This window comes from Bradyrhizobium sp. 14AA (assembly GCF_054185205.1).
Genome location: NZ_JAVAYM010000013.1, coordinates 38,400 through 54,172, shown reverse-complemented (window position 1 = coordinate 54,172; position 15,773 = coordinate 38,400). Strand labels below are relative to the sequence as shown.

The 15,773-nt window shown below is 58.9% G+C and carries 18 protein-coding genes; 10 read left to right on the top strand and 8 right to left on the bottom strand.

Translation table 11 applies throughout. From position 1 onward, the window contains the following. Nucleotides 1–124: 124 nt before the first annotated feature. The 4 genes from RAD15_RS23055 to RAD15_RS23040 all read left to right on the top strand — a co-directional run bounded on the left by RAD15_RS23055 (nt 125) and on the right by RAD15_RS23040 (nt 3,727). Nucleotides 125–376, top strand: coding sequence for a hypothetical protein (locus RAD15_RS23055; protein WP_458180490.1), 252 nt, complete (start codon nt 125–127; stop codon nt 374–376). A 565-nt stretch (nt 377–941) separates the two neighbouring features. Then, nucleotides 942–1,586, top strand: a complete 645-nt coding sequence (locus tag RAD15_RS23050; protein WP_458180489.1) for a Cap15 family cyclic dinucleotide receptor domain-containing protein — start codon at nt 942–944, stop codon at nt 1,584–1,586. After that, nucleotides 1,567–2,685 (top strand): hypothetical protein, encoded by a 1,119-nt coding sequence (locus RAD15_RS23045; RefSeq protein ID WP_458180488.1) that lies wholly within the window; start codon nt 1,567–1,569, stop codon nt 2,683–2,685. The genes RAD15_RS23050 and RAD15_RS23045 overlap by 20 nt, the downstream gene beginning before the upstream one ends. Before the next feature lie 451 nt (nt 2,686–3,136). Then, nucleotides 3,137–3,727, top strand: a complete 591-nt coding sequence (locus RAD15_RS23040; RefSeq protein ID WP_458180487.1) for a Cap15 family cyclic dinucleotide receptor domain-containing protein — start codon at nt 3,137–3,139, stop codon at nt 3,725–3,727. Nucleotides 3,728–4,164: 437 nt separating this feature from the next. On the opposite strand, the gene RAD15_RS23035 is transcribed toward RAD15_RS23040, so the two are convergent. After that, nucleotides 4,165–4,575 (bottom strand): hypothetical protein, encoded by a 411-nt coding sequence (locus tag RAD15_RS23035; RefSeq protein WP_458180486.1) that lies wholly within the window; start codon nt 4,573–4,575, stop codon nt 4,165–4,167. Nucleotides 4,576–4,881: 306 nt separating this feature from the next. Here RAD15_RS23035 and RAD15_RS23030 point away from each other — a divergent pair, with 306 nt between their 5' ends. Next, a complete protein-coding gene (locus tag RAD15_RS23030) occupies nt 4,882–5,031 on the top strand; it encodes an NYN domain-containing protein (protein ID WP_458180485.1) in 150 nt (49 codons plus the stop codon). 129 nt (nt 5,032–5,160) lie between these two features. On the opposite strand, the gene RAD15_RS23025 is transcribed toward RAD15_RS23030, so the two are convergent. Together RAD15_RS23025 and RAD15_RS23020 are read right to left on the bottom strand one after the other, a co-directional pair. Beyond that, entirely contained in the window at nt 5,161–5,733 is a 573-nt protein-coding gene (locus RAD15_RS23025; RefSeq protein ID WP_458180484.1) for an ImmA/IrrE family metallo-endopeptidase, read from the bottom strand. Nucleotides 5,734–5,742: 9 nt separating this feature from the next. After that, nucleotides 5,743–6,096 carry a helix-turn-helix domain-containing protein gene (locus tag RAD15_RS23020; protein WP_458180482.1) on the bottom strand — a complete coding sequence of 118 codons (354 nt, stop codon included), beginning with the start codon at nt 6,094–6,096 and terminating at the stop codon, nt 5,743–5,745. Nucleotides 6,097–6,255: 159 nt separating this feature from the next. Between RAD15_RS23020 and RAD15_RS23015 the strand changes: the two genes are divergently transcribed. The 4 genes from RAD15_RS23015 to RAD15_RS23000 are packed head-to-tail and all read left to right on the top strand — an operon-like array spanning nt 6,256 to nt 8,225. Beyond that, entirely contained in the window at nt 6,256–6,417 is a 162-nt protein-coding gene (locus tag RAD15_RS23015; protein ID WP_458180481.1) for a hypothetical protein, read from the top strand. A 2-nt stretch (nt 6,418–6,419) separates the two neighbouring features. Then, a complete protein-coding gene (locus RAD15_RS23010; RefSeq protein ID WP_458180480.1) occupies nt 6,420–6,683 on the top strand; it encodes a DUF1883 domain-containing protein in 264 nt (87 codons plus the stop codon). Between the two features lie 13 nt (nt 6,684–6,696). Then, nucleotides 6,697–7,509 (top strand): nucleotidyltransferase, encoded by an 813-nt coding sequence (locus RAD15_RS23005; RefSeq protein ID WP_458180479.1) that lies wholly within the window; start codon nt 6,697–6,699, stop codon nt 7,507–7,509. After that, entirely contained in the window at nt 7,506–8,225 is a 720-nt protein-coding gene (locus tag RAD15_RS23000; protein WP_458180478.1) for a DUF6602 domain-containing protein, read from the top strand. The genes RAD15_RS23005 and RAD15_RS23000 overlap by 4 nt, the downstream gene beginning before the upstream one ends. A gap of 146 nt (nt 8,226–8,371) precedes the next feature. Here the strand turns inward: RAD15_RS23000 and RAD15_RS22995 are convergent, their stop codons facing one another. Continuing rightward, on the bottom strand, nt 8,372–9,781 hold the full coding sequence (locus RAD15_RS22995; RefSeq protein ID WP_458180477.1) for a DUF2130 domain-containing protein: 1,410 nt from the start codon (nt 9,779–9,781) through the stop codon (nt 8,372–8,374). 406 nt (nt 9,782–10,187) lie between these two features. On the opposite strand from RAD15_RS22995, the gene RAD15_RS22990 reads away from it, so the two are divergent. Further along, on the top strand, nt 10,188–11,204 hold the full coding sequence (locus RAD15_RS22990; RefSeq protein WP_458180476.1) for a hypothetical protein: 1,017 nt from the start codon (nt 10,188–10,190) through the stop codon (nt 11,202–11,204). A gap of 68 nt (nt 11,205–11,272) precedes the next feature. On the opposite strand, the gene RAD15_RS22985 is transcribed toward RAD15_RS22990, so the two are convergent. From RAD15_RS22985 to RAD15_RS22970, 4 genes are all read right to left on the bottom strand, one after another. Beyond that, on the bottom strand, nt 11,273–12,067 hold the full coding sequence (locus RAD15_RS22985) for a hypothetical protein (RefSeq protein ID WP_458180475.1): 795 nt from the start codon (nt 12,065–12,067) through the stop codon (nt 11,273–11,275). A gap of 68 nt (nt 12,068–12,135) precedes the next feature. Beyond that, the gene (locus tag RAD15_RS22980) at nt 12,136–13,650 is read right to left on the bottom strand and encodes a 5'-methylthioadenosine/S-adenosylhomocysteine nucleosidase family protein (protein ID WP_458180474.1); all 1,515 of its coding nucleotides are present in this window, start codon (nt 13,648–13,650) and stop codon (nt 12,136–12,138) included. 216 nt (nt 13,651–13,866) lie between these two features. Beyond that, nucleotides 13,867–14,751 carry a nucleotidyl transferase AbiEii/AbiGii toxin family protein gene (locus RAD15_RS22975; RefSeq protein ID WP_458180473.1) on the bottom strand — a complete coding sequence of 295 codons (885 nt, stop codon included), beginning with the start codon at nt 14,749–14,751 and terminating at the stop codon, nt 13,867–13,869. After that, entirely contained in the window at nt 14,744–15,385 is a 642-nt protein-coding gene (locus RAD15_RS22970) for a type IV toxin-antitoxin system AbiEi family antitoxin domain-containing protein (protein ID WP_458180472.1), read from the bottom strand. The genes RAD15_RS22975 and RAD15_RS22970 overlap by 8 nt, the downstream gene beginning before the upstream one ends. Nucleotides 15,386–15,773 lie beyond the last annotated feature (388 nt).

Sequence of the window (15,773 nt, the reverse complement as noted above, 5' to 3'; positions counted from 1 at the left end):
GAGACCAGACCACGAGACGCCCGCCCGCGTCAAGCGGACACCGAGCGTCGCGAATTAAAGTGACCGCGACCGATGTGAGCGGTGCTCCTAGCGCGAAGCGGCCATTCTACCAAAATAATGGTTCTTGAAATCTTGCCAGACCAAGGACTTTCCGGCGGCAGTTCTTTCCGACCTGAACATGGAGGCAAAATCGGCCGACGCTTTCATTGCGGAAACTATCGCACTCGACGAAGCCCGCGCTGTTGCAGCCATTCGGCGTATGCGCGAGCGCTTCAAGAAACCGGAAATGACGCCGGCGGAGCTCTTGCTCATGATGGAAGCTGCGGGACTGATTGCGACGGTTGACGTACTAAAGTCGCGCATGGAATCCCTCTAGCTCACTAACTAATCAGATGAGCTTTTGGAAACACGAGCTTGATGCAAACTCGACTTCGGATATTCCATAATGAAGGTTACGCGAACTTTAAACCGAACTGCTGGCTCGCACTTGCCACGGCGACTCAGCCATCACAGGCACGCGAAGCGACTATAGAGCATCCTCGCGGTGGACCCCGGGATGAGTGCGTAAGCCGTGCTCTTCGGGGGCGCCGTTCTCTCGCTTCCGTCGCCTCGACGACAACTGGGGATTTCCCTAATGCCGTGTCGCGGCCGCGGTCCGAGAAGGCAGGGTTAGACGTCGCGGGATAAGTTTCCGCGCTGGTGCCAGGCTTGCGCAGGGGAACTTTGGCCTATATGAACTATAGTCATTAAAGCTTTGATTTTTCGTGCTGCAGACCCCGTAGCGTTTGGGGGGAAGTACGGCTGACTTCCATTGCGCTCTTCCGGTATGAGCATTGCGGGAGCATACGCGCAGTGCGGCGTGCAATGCTGTTCTGGTACCACGGGTGCCGGCCGTCCCGTGTGCTTTTGCTCGCGAGCCTTTTTCAGGCAGGGGAGTTGTTTTGAAAGAACATGACTATTCGCTGCACGGCGGGCTGAACCGGGCACAAGTCGGCCGTTATCTAACACTGTTTGCCGCATCAGTCTCGTCATCGGTGGTTTTCGTACTGCTCTCCGTCGTAGATTTGGCCAAGCGATACGGAATCAACGCAAATCTGCCGCCCTCAGTGCTGTCACTTGTGGGAGCCGGAATGGTCTTCGCTGTCCTCTACTGGCTACTCAACAAGTATGCTTGGCGCTGGCCCTATTTGAACACGGCCCTGAAGGTCCCGGACCTTGCAGGTAACTGGACGGTCGAGGGAAGAAGCCTCAAGCCCGACGGCCAGCTGGGCCACGAATGGAAGGCGGTACTCACGATATTCCAGAGCTGGGACAAGATCCGCGTGCGGCTCAAGGCCGAACAATCCGGTTCTGACAGCATCGCCGCCGCTCTAATCTGCGACGACGAAGACGGATATCGACTGCTCTATAACTACCGCAATGATCCGAACATCGGAGAGGTCGATCTCAGGAGCCATCTCGGCTCATGCATGCTTCTGTTCGCAAAGGACCTGAAGTCCGGCCAAGGTGAATATTTCAATGGACATGGCCGGTTTACCTTCGGCACGTTTACATTGAAGAGGGATCATGGCGCGGGATATCAATAGCCGACTAGAAAAGCTAAGGATCCGCCGCAAGGGTGTGGATCGGGTCGGCAGGCTCAACGAGGCTGCGCGCAAGGAGATCATCGCGAAGAGCGCCGCCGCGGAAAAATGGCAGAATCGCGCGCCCGCCCAATCCTACACGCGCTACGCTCTCGGTGCGATGCAAGAGGTCGGGCCGGAATATACCAGGATCAGCCTCGAAACGGCCGATCGGGTTGGTAATCAGATCGCCAAAAGCCTGTCCTCCATCGAATTTCGCGTTCAAGGGTCGGTTCCCCTTAACGTCCACATTCGTGGCGTCAGTGACGTCGATTTGCTCGCACTTCAGACCGACTTCTTCATCTACAGTTCATCGGGTGCTCTGGCCGGTACGTACACCGCTTCAACGCGCAATTCGATTAGTGTCCTCACTGAGCTACGCTCGTCGATCGAGAAGATCCTTCCTTCGGCGTTTCCCGCAGCGGATGTCGATCCGTCGGGAGGAAAGGCCATCGCGATCTCCGGAGGCTCGCTCGCCAGGCCAGTCGACGTCGTTCCGTCTCACTGGTACGAGACGACCGCTTATCAGCAGACCCGACAACTCGCCGATCGGGGAGTGATCATCCTCGATCGCAAAGTGCCGAAGACGGTTGAGAATTTTCCGTTCAAGCACATCAAGCTGATCGAAGAGCGCTGCGACTCTTGTCTTGGCGGCTTGAGGAAAGCTATACGACTCTGCAAGAACGTCAGAGCGGACTCCATCGAGGAGGGGACCAAAATCAACTTTCCCAGCTTCGACATCGCGGCAACCATGTACCATGCCGACCAGACCGCGTTTAAGATCGGATATCTCTACGAGCTGCGCATTCTGACCGAGGTCCAGCGCTACTTGGACTATCTCTATCTCCATCCCGAGGAAGCGAAGCGGCTGAAGGTGCCCGACGGCTCGCGGGTCATCTTCGACACGGAAGAGAAGTACGAGGGTATGAAAGCCCTTTCGCACGAGATCGACGACCTGTTGCGGAACGTGGTCAAGGAGCAGAAGCCGCAACTGCCGATCGCATCCGGCGTTCCCTGGAGCGCTGTCCGGGACGCCGTCTCGTCGATTACGATACCAGACTGACTAAAGTCGGTTGGCAGAACCCCGTTCAAACCGCCAAGCCCTGCCCTTTGAGGTTAGATAGAGAGCCACAACTCCCGGAACCAACGACATCGCAAGGCAGCTGTTGAACGCGGATCCTCTGTTCGGAGGCAACGGATGCTTCGCCGGGGGAGGGAATAGACGGTAGGACCAGCCGGTCACGCGGCAGCACCCGCGATCATCCAACGCCGCCATGATCGCCCCGTCATGGATCGCGTCATTCAATCCGACAACCGAGCGGACGACCTCTGCGAAACTCCTGTCAACAGTCTGCCCGACTTCAGGACTCGGATCGCGAGGCATTGGCTCGGCGAAGCCGGGTGGGCTATCCTCGTGATACACGCAACAGATCAGTGGGTCTGATAAGGCCGGAAGGCCGGACAGTGTCCTAAATAATTCGTCGTATGCGCTCATTTCGATTTCGGTCTTCGGCATGATCAGCTTTCTTCAGACCCGGACCCTCTTTACGATAGCCGTCTGCCTGGCGGTAGCAATATTCGCATTTCTGGAGGTCACGGAGGCCTTCCAGGGACCTGCATACAAGGACGTCTGGCTCTTCTCCAGATACGTTCTGGGAATCCCTGCGGCCCTGGTAATCGCTATTTACATCGCTTGGCGAGCCATCCCGGTGCTTCAACAGATGACGTTCCCCTATCTGGGTGGGCATTGGGTCGGGGAATTGCGCTTTGGCGCTGGTGACCAGGATTTTCGGGAGGCCACACTCATCATCCGACATCGTCTAGGCGGGATGACGCTCGTCCTGGACACAGAAGAATCCACCTCCACCACGCTCGCAGTCGTCGCGACCCGCGACTCGACCGGAACGCAATATCACGTCTATTACGTTTTCGAGAACAGGCGCAAGCCGCAGTACATCAAGCCGGGCTACCCCATACTATACCGAGGCGTCGCGATCATGAAAGTTGGAATGGCGAGCCCGATGACGCTGAGCGGCGAGTATTTCACCGATCAGCCGACGAAGGGCGTCGCGCAATTCAGATTACAGAAGCAATCATGGCTCTGAAGACGATCGCAAGTTGCGTAGCAGGGCTTCAGACACTAGTCGCCACTCTCGCGAGCGATCTCGGCTCGCCAGCCAGTACGTCACGCCGTTGAGCGCGAGCAGAGAAATTGCAATCGGTCACGCTGCGGGATCTTCCGAAGCGAACATCGTTCACTCGAAGAGAGCAGCTAATCACTCGGTGTGACTATGCGAGTGGGCGCTCGCTGCGTGTTCTACGACGGCTGATAAGTCAACCTCTCGGTTTGCGCGGGATTCGCAAAGAACTGGCAAATATCATCGATGAGATGATGAGAGAGAATATGCGATCAATCTGGACCGTCACGGAGAAAGCGGCGGTAACCCTATGTAATTATTGAGACAAATGACTTCGCATAACATAGATTATGGAATATTTTCGTATTTTCCGAATACAAGGTCTTGCTTGTTAGCTAGGTTTGTTACGACGCCCTCGCTTGTCTTCGCCGGATAGCGTCGCGTCGGCTTCGTTTCCGCATTGGTCGAGTTGAAGCTATCGAAGGCATCGGTGACAAAGTCGTGGTTGGTGTCGGCTCCTCGACCGCGCGGACATCAGGCAGCTCCGTTGCTTGGGCCGGTGCAGGCCGAGCCTCCATGATCTCGAGAACCGAGCGTCCTTTATCAGTGACACGCCAGCCGCCGTTCATCCGCTCGATCAGACCCTGGGAGAAGATATCCAGGTCAGGCATGCGGGCTGCCAATCGCTTCGTGCGTTCGGCCCAATCCCGCCCGCTGGTCGCCAGAATCGCCATATCGTGCTTGATATCCTCCATGACGGCGAACCCGTCTGGATAGCTGACCAGCACCTTGAGAACCGTCACCTGGAAGTTCACTGCCCCACCCGTACCCGGCTTCCGCGAACTTACTTCCTCCACATCTTAGGGGCATTCGATAACCCCTGTCGACTCACGACATTCAGCCGCTGGCTTTGGAGGTGCGGGCGTGGTGATGGCTTGGGACTCTAGCCCGGAACACGGTCATGCCCGCGTCGGGGATTTGAGGATAGTTGACGCGAATGGTCGGCGGCGTGACCGCCTCGCGCATAGAGTGCTCCAACTGCTTGAAGCTGGCCAAGGCTCTGCTTCACCGGCAGTGGCCACGTCTACAACAAGAACGCCGGAAATGAGAAGAAGGTCGACGTGGCGATCGCCACGGCGATGATGGATGACGCGTTCAACGTCATCGACAAGAAAAACGATGATATCTTGCTGCTCGCCGGGGATTCAGACTATGTGCCGGTCATCGAGAAGCTGATCGAGCGCGGCTTCAAGGTCGAGGTGGCGTTTTAGGGTCAAGCGGCTCGGGAACTGCGCCAAGATGCCGCAAATTTCTTCGAGCTTGATGGCAAGCTTGATGAATTCACCCGCGCGACGCCGCAAGCAGCCGCTTAAATTGCTCCCGCGATCCAGCGAGCGCAGCTAGGCCCGCGCGAAGCGACGGCGATTCGCCACTCGCTGGTAGGCGCCGGTCACGTTGAGCCGCATGCGGACCAGCGGCTCGCTTGCGCCGTACATGTCAGACGCTTTCGAAATCGTCAGGCTGAGCGCGGCGATGTGCATGGCGGCCTCGTCCGAGACCAGGAGCGCCGGTCCAAGCCAGTTGGCCTCCTCCTCCATGGTCTTGTCGTAGTTGCGCGTCCCTGACGGGTCGAAGATCTGCATGGGTGGATGCAACAGCAGACCGTGCGCGAGTTCATGGCTGATATCGGCGGCCTGCCGCTTCCTGTCGTGTGCGTCGTTGTGGACGATGAAGCGCTCCTGGCCAACGGCAAGCGTCACGGCCGAGAAGTCTTTCTGACCGTCGCCTGTTCGGAGATAGGCCACCGCCTCAGGAGCCAACTTCGCGTAGTCGCTGAGCGGAAAAACCGGAAACTCCAGATGCTCAGCGAGACGCCAGGGGCAAAGCGGCAAATGCGGCGCGATATCCAGCTCCTTGCGGAGGCTGGTCGCATACCAGTTCGCTTCTGCTTTGAACCCCCGACGCAAGACCATTCCGAGCCGCTACCTCTTCCTGAATTGCTGGTACGCGGCCTTGATCAGCGCCTCCAGCGCCTTGGCCCCCTCTTTCGACAAATTAGGATCGGCCCGTAGATGCGCGGTGAGCTCCGCCAGCGGCTCCTTTCCCTCCTTGGTTTTTGAAGTGCCGCCTGCGAACTGATCGGCCTTGAGGCCCGACCAGGCGCAAAGAGCGGCGAAGCTATCCACATCCGGCCGCCCTCCCTGGGACATGCGAGTCAGGCTCGATGCCGGCACGCCGGATTGCTCGGCTACTTTCTTCCAAGTGAGGTCGCGCGTGATTCGCACGCTGTCGATTGCGGCAAAGAATGCCTCCCCGTCGAATTTTCCTGACGCCATTATTCCCTGACCGCATGCCTTGATCTCGGGCCCGAATCGAGCCACAATTGCAAGATAGCAATTGATTCCGTTCCGGCAATTGCCGATCTAGAGATATCAACCATGTCGAAATCGTCTAAAGGCAGCGGTCCGTACCGCAGCGCAACCACTGGGCAGTATGTGACTCCTAAGTATGGTCGCAGCCACGCGAGCACAACGGTCCACGAAGCGCCGGGCAAGCACGGCTCCAGTGGGCCGCACTACCGCAGCGCGATCTCCGGCCGCTATGTCACTACCAAGCACGGCCAGTCCCACCCCAACACCACCGTGAAGGACAAGTAGCGATGGACTTCCTCCACAACGACCTGGGCTTTCTCAACAGCGGTGCGGTGGTCGAGGTCACCCTCGACCACGCCGCCAATGTGCGCCTGATGGATGCCGGCAATTTCCAGAGCTATCGCCAGGGCGGGCAGCACCGGTACTTCGGGGGCGAAGCCCGCCGCTCACCGGTCCGGCTGCGCGTGCCGCAGTCCGGGCACTGGCATGTCGCAATCGACTTGGGCGGTCGCGCCGGCACCATCCGGGCCGGCGTCCGGGTCTTCTCCTAAAGGACGCACTTTGATGAATGCGCTCGACCTGTACGGCTTATCGAACGCTCAGGGTTGGCGCATGATGTCCGAACAGGACTACCTGAACGCCATTCTGCTGCGGGAGCAGGTGGCGACCGGACTGGCCTCGCCTGCCTTCTTTGTCCCGGGCGTTATCAGACCCGTCATCGATCAGTGGGCCGGCCGCTACCTGCTCGACGTCTCGGCGAGCGGCTCTTTCGCCAAGGGCACGGCCAACCACAGTGGCACCGATCTGGACCTCTTCATCTCGCTGTCGCCGGAGACCACGGAGACGCTCTCCGACATCCACAAGGGCCTTGTCATCGCACTAAGGGCGGCGGGCTACCAGCCGCGCCAACAGAACGTATCGATCGGGATTAAGGTATATGGCTACTCCGTCGACTTGGTCCCGGCGAAGCGCCAAAACTGGCTGCTGAATGACCATAGCTTGTACAAGCGGCGCGGCGACACGTGGACCAAGACCGACATCTCGCAGCACATCATGAAGGTGAAGAACTCCGGTCGGCAAGCCGAAATCCGGCTCATTAAGCTCTGGCGGACCCAGAAGGGGCTGGAGTTTCCCTCATTTTACCTCGAACTGGCGGTCATTAAGGCGCTTGAAACTGCCTGGTTGGCGCCGCTGGCCGACAACATGCGCACGGTCTTTACCTATCTTCGCGATAACATCATGACCGCGCGCTTCGTCGACCCGTCAAACACCAACAACATCATCTCCGACGATCTCACGGTGGCCGAAAAGCAGGCCCTCAAGGGGGCCGCGGCGGCTGCTCTTGTTGCGCCGTATTGGCGAGACATCGTTATATGAGCGGCTGGTCGCTTGAGAAGCTCCTCGCCGGCCTGCATGGGGAGATTTCACTTCGGCTCGAGCGAAGCCGCGCCGTCATCGGCCATCCGGTCGCCAAGGGCGACGCGACGGAGGGCATCTGGATCGAACTGCTCAAGAACTACTTGCCGGAGCGATATCGCGTTGATCGGGCCTTTGTGATCGACAGCACGGATACCACTAGCCAGCAGATCGACATCGTCATCTATGACCGCCAGTACACCCCGCTCATTTTTAAGCAAGACGGCACCCTGGTGATCCCCGCCGAAAGCGTCTACGCCGTTTTTGAAGCCAAGCAGTCAATCGATGCGGATCAGGTCGAATACGCCGCGCGCAAAATCGCGAGCGTGCGGGCTCTTCATCGAACTAGCCTGCCGATTCCCTCCGCCGGTGGTATGCAGCCGGCCAAGCCGCCGAGACACATCATTGGCGGTTTACTCTCTTTTGAGAGCGAGTGGAAACCGGCAATGGGCGAACCGCTGCTGAAGGCGCTGACGGCGGCTGATGTGATGGCGCCGATAGACCTGGGATGCGTGGCCGCTTACGGGATCTTTATGAAGCAGGAGAATGGCCACACGATCGAAGCTGACAAGCGCGCGGCAACGGCATTCCTGTTGGAGCTGATCGCGAGACTGCAAACGATCGCGACGGTGCCCATGATCGATGTTCGCGCCTATGCGAAGTTCCTAAAAAGCTGAGAGAACCTCGACCTCGGACCGGCTCTCGCTTGCGTAGGACCGCTACTAGGCGCCGTGCGGTCTTGACCAACCTAGGCAAGTTCTCCATGAAATGTCCGGCGCTCTCTCTTTAACCTCACTAGACAGTGTTTTAGCTGCCTCTGAGATCACTCCGCGGCTTCAGCGGGCGGGCTCTTCAGCTCAGCAAACTTCGCCGCCATCGTCGGATTGCCCCGGGTCAGCTTCTTGATCGTCACGTCCTGCGCCTTGTCATTCGCAAGCCGGAGATTGCGGTCCGCGCCGATCAATGCGTCCTTGGTCTTCTGAAGGTGATCAATCGACTTATCGATCTCAGCGATCGCCGTCTGGAAGTGCCGGGACGCAAGATCGTAGTTCTTCGAGAATGCGGTCTTGAACGTTTCCAGCTGGCTCTCGAACTGGGTGATGTCGATATTCTGCGCCCTCACAAGCGCCAGCTCCGTCTTGTACTTAAGCGAGTTGATGGCCGCATTCCGCAACAGCGTGATCATCGGCAGGAAGAACTGCGGCCGGATGACATACATTTTCGGGTAGCGGTGGAAGACATCGACGATGCCAGTGTTGTAAAGTTCGTTGTCCGGTTCAAGCAGTGAGACCAGGATGGCGTATTCGCAGCCCTTCTCGGTGCGATCGCGGTCGAGCTCCTTAAGGAAATCTTCGTTCTTGCTTTTCGTGGCGGTCCTGTCGCTCTCGTTCTTCATCTCGAACATGATCGAGATGATCTCCGTGCCGGCCTCATCCAAGTCCCGGAAGATGTAATCGCCTTTGCTGCCGGTCCGCGCGTCGTTGTCTTTCTCAAAATAAGCCCGCGGAAACGCCATCGCGCGCACCCTGTTGAACTCGGTCTCGCAGTGCTGCTCGAGGGTCTCGCCGACCATCTTGGTCGAGAGGCGGGCCTTCATGTCCTTAAGGCGCTCGATCGCGTCGTCGCGATCCTTGATCTGCGTTTCGTACTTGTCCTTGAGCGACTGCTCTGAGAGCTGCTTTTCAAGCTGAACCTGCTTGATGCCGTTCTTCAGCTCATCGCGCTCTTTCGCGATAGCGCCGACCGCTTCAGTGACGGCAAGCTTTTTCTCAAGCTCAACGGCCTGGAGCTTGGCTTTCAGCTCCTGGATTTCTCTTTCCTTGGCAGCAGTGATTTTATGCTGCTCGCTGGCCAGAAGCGCTTCAGCAACCTCCGAGGCCGCCTTCTTTTCGCGCTCAGATTCGGCCAGCGCGTTCGCGAGCCTGTCCCGCTCCTTCTCGACGGCGCTGAGCGCTTCGCTGACGGCCAGCTTCTGGGCAACGCCACTCCCATCAAGCTTCGATTTCAACTCCTGGATTTCCGCATCCTTGGCGGCCGCGGTCTTCTGCAGATCGCTGCTCACCAGGGCCTTGGCCAATTCAACCGCGCTCTGCTTGTCGCGCTCGGCCAATTCCAGCCGTTCGTGGAGCTGCTGCGCGAAGTCAGCGTCACGGACCTGCTTCAGAATCTCAGCATAGCCGGATTCGTCGACCTTGAAGGCCTTGTCACAGTGGGGACAGATGATCTCGTGCATTTTCCCGGTCCAAAGGTTCGTCGCAGCAAGCACTATCATTCGGAAAAATTCTGACGAACCGAATTGGGGCTGCCGATGTTCCTTCAGTGCGACGGCCGGCACGCCAGACTCGCGTGAGAACAAAATTAGAACGCCCCGAGCGGGAGGGTCAAGCCATAAGCGGCAAGACAGCGCATTTTCAGCCGGAAATCCCCTGATTTTCGAGTCAGGCTTACTCTGACATCCGTAAAATAGCTGGCATCGTCCATCCGTAAAATAGCTGGCATCGTCGGGCAAAACAGCGATTAGATAGAGCCCCTTAGGAGGATTGATCCCGACTCAAGTAATTGTCAGGGCAAGCAATTTCAGCAAATTAAGGTTTGATTAACTTCGTTTTTGCCTACCCACCGTATGATGCGGGACCCCAATGTTCGATCATCTCATCCGCGCGCTACGCGATCTCGAAGGCACCCACGAGGTGTCGGTCCCACTAAAGGCCGAGCCGGATGCCGAGGGGTATGTCGACAAGGAGTGCCCAAACAAGGAATGCCTCTTTCTGTTCAAGATCCACCAAGAGGATTGGAGAAACATCGTTCGAGATGAGCAGGTGTTCTGCCCATCGTGCGGGCATGACGCTCCCGCCAAGAGCTGGTGGACCACCGACCAGGTGAAATGGGCGCAGAAGGTTGCGGTGAGACAGCTTTCCAGCCGACTTGATGATGCGATGGAGCAGGATTCTTACGAATGGAACCGGCGGCAGCCGCGCAACGCGTTCATTCGGATGACGATGAACGTTACTCGGACGCCGAAGCCAGTGCTGTTGCCCATCGGTGCGACTGACTCGATGCGCCTCAAGGTCACCTGCAACGCGTGTCAGTGCCGCTTCAGCGTGATCGGCTCCGCGTACTTTTGTCCATCCTGCGGTGTGAGTTCTGCGGATCACGTGTTCGGACAATCGCTTGATAAGATCGAGGCTGCATTAAATGCCCTGCCCCTGATCCGGAGCAGCCTTGAGGATGCCGACGCCGCCGCAAACACCACTAACCTCCTGATCGAGAACAGCATCGTGCAATCGGTCATGGCCTTCCAGCGATTTGCGGAGGCTATGTGGTCGCGAATTCCGAATGTCGCACCGGCCCGTCGCAACGTTTTCCAGAACCTCACGGAAGGGTCGACGCTGTGGCAGTCGGCCGTCGGCAAAGGCTACGACGGCTATCTGACACCTCCCGAGCTAACAGCCCTGGTGCGCTACTTTCAGCAACGACACCTGCTCGCGCACCGGGAGGGTCTTGTTGATGAGGATTATCTCACTCGCAGCGGCGACACAGCCTATCGCCTGGGCCAACGCTTGGTCATCCGCGAGGCCGCTGCGGGAGAGTGTGTGGCGCTCGTACGGAAGCTCGGCGCAGCGCTTCAAGCGGCAGCCGAGGCTTCTCGGCCATGAAAGGCTGGCGCTCTTGACGTGGCAGTTGTGCGCTCCTCAGCGCACTTGTGATGAACGCATTGGACGTCTTAAGGCGCGTCGCTCGTCAGCTCGGCCGCGAGTGCCGTTTTCTGGCGCCCGATGGACTCATCGACTCGCTTGAACTCTGCGATGTCGAAAGTCCCCTCGATGATCTGCTCTTTTGTCGTCGTGAGGTGCCGGAACATGTCTTGCACCAACGGCGCCATGCGCTCATCCTTAAAGGTCGCAATTTCGTAAGCGTGCGCTTCATCGTCCGCAAATACGTCGTGCGCAAGATCCATGATGCCGATTTCGAGCATATAGATGTCGCGGCCATATTGCTCATACAGCTTGATTTGCAGCTCGGTGGCTTCGTCAAACTTGTAGAACGATTTACCAACGGTCGTGAGCACGGCATTGGTGCAGAGGGCGACGAGATAGAATTGCAGGACATAGTGCCGCAATTCCTCAATGGTCCGATCCGACCACAATTGGCGTAATTTCTGAAGAATGATCTCTTTTCCGAACGGCGTTCGGGCCCGCTTGAGGCAATACTCCCAATTCGCCCAATGCGCTTCATTCAGGATTTCCCGCAGGCAGGTCGCGCGTTGGCGCTCCCACGTCGGCTCCGAAGCAATCCTTTCCAAGGCCGGCGTTAGATAGTGGCGTCGATAATATTCGATGAGCGAGATTTGGACGCCTTCCCAGCGAACATGCCGATCCTGCATGGCCCGGACCAGCTCCGCAGGAGCCGGCGGCTGACGGATCATGGATTCGCAATATGCAAAGAGATCGGGACGGCTCAAGGCGCGACGTCCGCCGGCTGTTTTCGCCATCAACCAAAGGTTCTTGCCGATCCCCATCCGTCGAGAATACCGGAAATTGCAATCAGGGAAAGGCGCTCCTTCAGGCCGGCGGCTAACTTGGCGGCCTAGGAACGAGGCGGTCCAGGCGGAAACCTGTTCAATCCTTCAGGCCGCGCGTAACCGGTCTTGTCGAATATTTCCTCGCAGAAGGCCAGCAACGCCGCGTCGACCTCCGCTGCATCGGCCGAGCCGAGCTCGATTTGCACGATGGCTTCGTCGAATTGGATGGGCCCCCGAATGTCGCGCTGATCAACGCCGAGATGCGCTCCCCGCATGTTCAATAGGCCGAGCTCGACCTCGCACGGGAATGTCAGCCCGAGATGCGCGACAGCGAACGGCACGTTCTTATGGAGCGCACGATAAAAACCCTGCTCAAGCGTAAGCACAGGAATGAGCGGCAGCGGGATGTCTGCCAGGCGCCATGCGCGCTCGCGAACGATCAGCGTATCGGTGAGGCTCCAGAGCTCGCCATTCTGAAAGATTTGCGTCGCCCATCGTAGCGGCGCTGGCCCCATCCGGTAACTGCCTGCGGGATCGTAGTAGATGGCCCCGTAGGCGTTCACCGTCGAAAGGCCACCGTGGCCGGTTGCCCGTATCATTTCGGACTGATCGACGCATGCGTGGAGGCTCGACAGCGTCAGCGGTTTTTCCCGGCGCTCCATGGGAATGATACGCATGTAGCCATCGGGGGCGCCTGCGAAGGCAAACCGGACCTGGTCGACGTCGGGCACGCCGACCTCGGCGAGCACCTCGCCTTGCGTGAAGTAACTACCCTTGCTGAAGGTCGAGGCTGTTCGCAGGAAGGCAGGCTTTGCCTTCCGCCCCTGACCCTCACCGCCATCCAACCCTGAAAGGATCTCGAAGGCCACAGCGCTGGCGGCATCGGCTGCGCACTGTTGCGACCCTGCCTTGTCGGCGTTCGCCTTGCCGGACAACAAGTCCGAGATGCCGCGGATGACGACGCCCTCCGTGGGGTGATTGATATGCACCCCCTTCAGGAATCCACTGCCTTCCATCTCGACGGCGACGGCATCGCCGTAATGTTCTTTAATCAGCTTCGCGGTGGCAGCCTTTTTTGAAGCGACGACCTTCTCGCCCGCCGCGATCGGCGCGACGAAAAATGCGGGGTTTGCGTGCTTGACCGCAGGATCAAGCCGCGACTTCCAGTCGCTTCCCTGGCGGATGACGCGGGCGCGCTGCTCCAGCGCATGCGCTGTGTTCTGAACGTCGGGACGCGGCTGGAAGCCTTTGGCGGTGTCCTTGCCGGACTCGTAGCCGTAGACCTTGGTTGCGACCACGACGTCGCCGATGGCCACATCCTTCACGCCGCCAGCGACGCCGACGAATAGCGCAACTTGGGGCTTGTAGCGCTCAAGGGCACGAACCGCGATGGCGGCCGCGCCCGCATTGCCGGGGCCGGCCTCGACCACCGCGATTTCCCAATCCTCGAACTGGCCTTTGAAAAAGCCGGTGCCGCTGACGGTCTCGACGTCGTATTTCCCGAGCTGCCGCAAGACGGCGCGCGTCTCGACCTCAAGGGCGGTGACGATGACGGCAGTGGCAGATGGGCGTTTTGGCACTCGGCAGGCTCGGTGGGTAAGGGGATACGGCTAAATATATAGGTGACCGTTTGGCTTCGCCTAGCGATATTCGCGATCATGCCGGTCATCGGCATGTGGGTGATCGGCCAGCACGTGCTGGAGCCGATTCCGATCATGATCGTGATGCTGATCGTCTGGTGCTGCTGCTGCTGGTCATCATGATGATCTTCGGCATGATCATCATGGTCTTCCCCGCTAGGTCGCCTTCTCGCCGCCCTCGAGGGCCAGGGCTTCCTTTGCCCGCGGCATCAAGAACTCTGCGAGCGCTTTTGCCACATCCGTCAGCGGGCCCGGATCGACCGCGACCTGCTTGGTGAAGGCTGCCCATTGATCTTTCTTGCCGGCGTCCTCGGTGAAGGCGGCTGTGAACGCGACCGGCAGGGTGGTCGGAATCTCCGTCTTGCGGCGGGCGAAGGTCGCCTTGATCGCGCGCGCCAGCGCATCACCCTCGAACTTGTATGAACCGATCAGGACCCATACGTCGTAGAAGTCCTTGAGGCGGCTGTTGGCGAGGCCGAGCGCGACCATCGCCTGGAATTTCTCGGCGACAACGGTTTCACGTGGGTATGACCGCAGTTTCGGCGCTGGAAAATCCAGCAATACGGGCAAGTCGGTTTCCTGCACACCGGGCTCGATGGCGTCGCCGAACGCGATGTCGATCACGACACGGACGCGGGCGTTGACGACGGTGGCGTTGCCCTTGATCCGGACGCCGCCATATTCGGTTTCTTCGCGGATGGCCTCGACAACAAAGCTCTTTGGATCGAAGACGACGCCGTCGGCCGCGTCGACGGCGGCAATCTCCTTGAAGATCGCGAGCAGCGCGTCGGGATCAGGATCGCCCGAGCCGAGGAGATCGAGGTCACGCGTTGGGCGGAATTCGTTGTCGACCCACGTCGACAGCAGCACCGCGCCTTTGAGGATGAAGCGTTCGCGATAGTCGGTGGAGCCGAGGCGATAGAGGAGCCGCTCTAGCACATAGCGCGTGAGAAGGAGATCGAAGGGCTGCTTGCGCTCTCGCGAGAGGGTGAGCAGACGGTCGCGAACCGAGGCGCCGACGTTTTTAGGTGGGTTAGCCATTGGCAGTCATGGCCTCAAGATAGGGTTGCATCGCTTTCCAGACCCCGGCCTTGCGCGCGAAATCCGCGATTTCGGACGCCTTGGCTTTGCGGGTACGGAGCGCCTCGCGCAGGCCTTCGAGTGCGAGATTGAGGCCGGTGCTATGACGATAGCGCGTCCCGGCACTTCGCCGGTAGCGAAAAAGGTCGACCACAGTCTTGGCGGGACTAAATATCTTTACCGGACACCCTTCGATGGTATGGATTTGGACGCCTTCGTGAAGCCGCTCGGGATTGAAGCGAACGAACTGCATGGGTGGGTTGGTGACCTGCGGTTCGCGGTCCTTGGGACCGATGGCCATCCAGACCATGGAGGGCATGACGTCGGTGAGGTCGTGGAAGGCAAGCGCCGAGGTCAGCGCGATGACGCCTTTCGGCACGCGCTTGGCGGCTTCGGCAAGGGAGTGATGGGTCTCGATGGGCGCGTCGGGGAGTTGATAGAGCCCGCGCCCCAGTTGGACGACGAGGCCGTTTTGCTTCATGCGGGCAATGGTCGCCGTCGAGACGCCTGCGGTGGCGAGTTCGGAAGGACGTGCGATCCCGCGCTGCTTGAGGAGAGCGATCGCGCGATCCTGTTGTGTCGAGGGCTTAGCCATGGCTCATGATCCAATTGGTCGGATATAACATATTTATATCCGACATTTTGTATCATATGGAATTTCGGCTTAACAATCGGTAAATTACTACGCAACCTGCTGATAAGTCTAGCTTTCCTATGGAACAACATCCGATCGGGGACGACCCGTTGGAGGGGGCGATTGGCGTGGTCGGCCCAGCCATACTGGCCGCGATGCCGTCCATGACGGCCTGATGGCCATAGCGATCCACCCGCGAAGCTCTGCACGGCTTTTGGCGGGAGCCCGGCTTCGATCCAGCACGAGATCGCAAAATGCCGAAGCGCGTGCCAGTTGAAGATTTCAAATGGCTCGTTGCGGCGCTCTTCCTTCCAACGCGCGGCCAATCGGGCAAACAGCGGCTGGATAA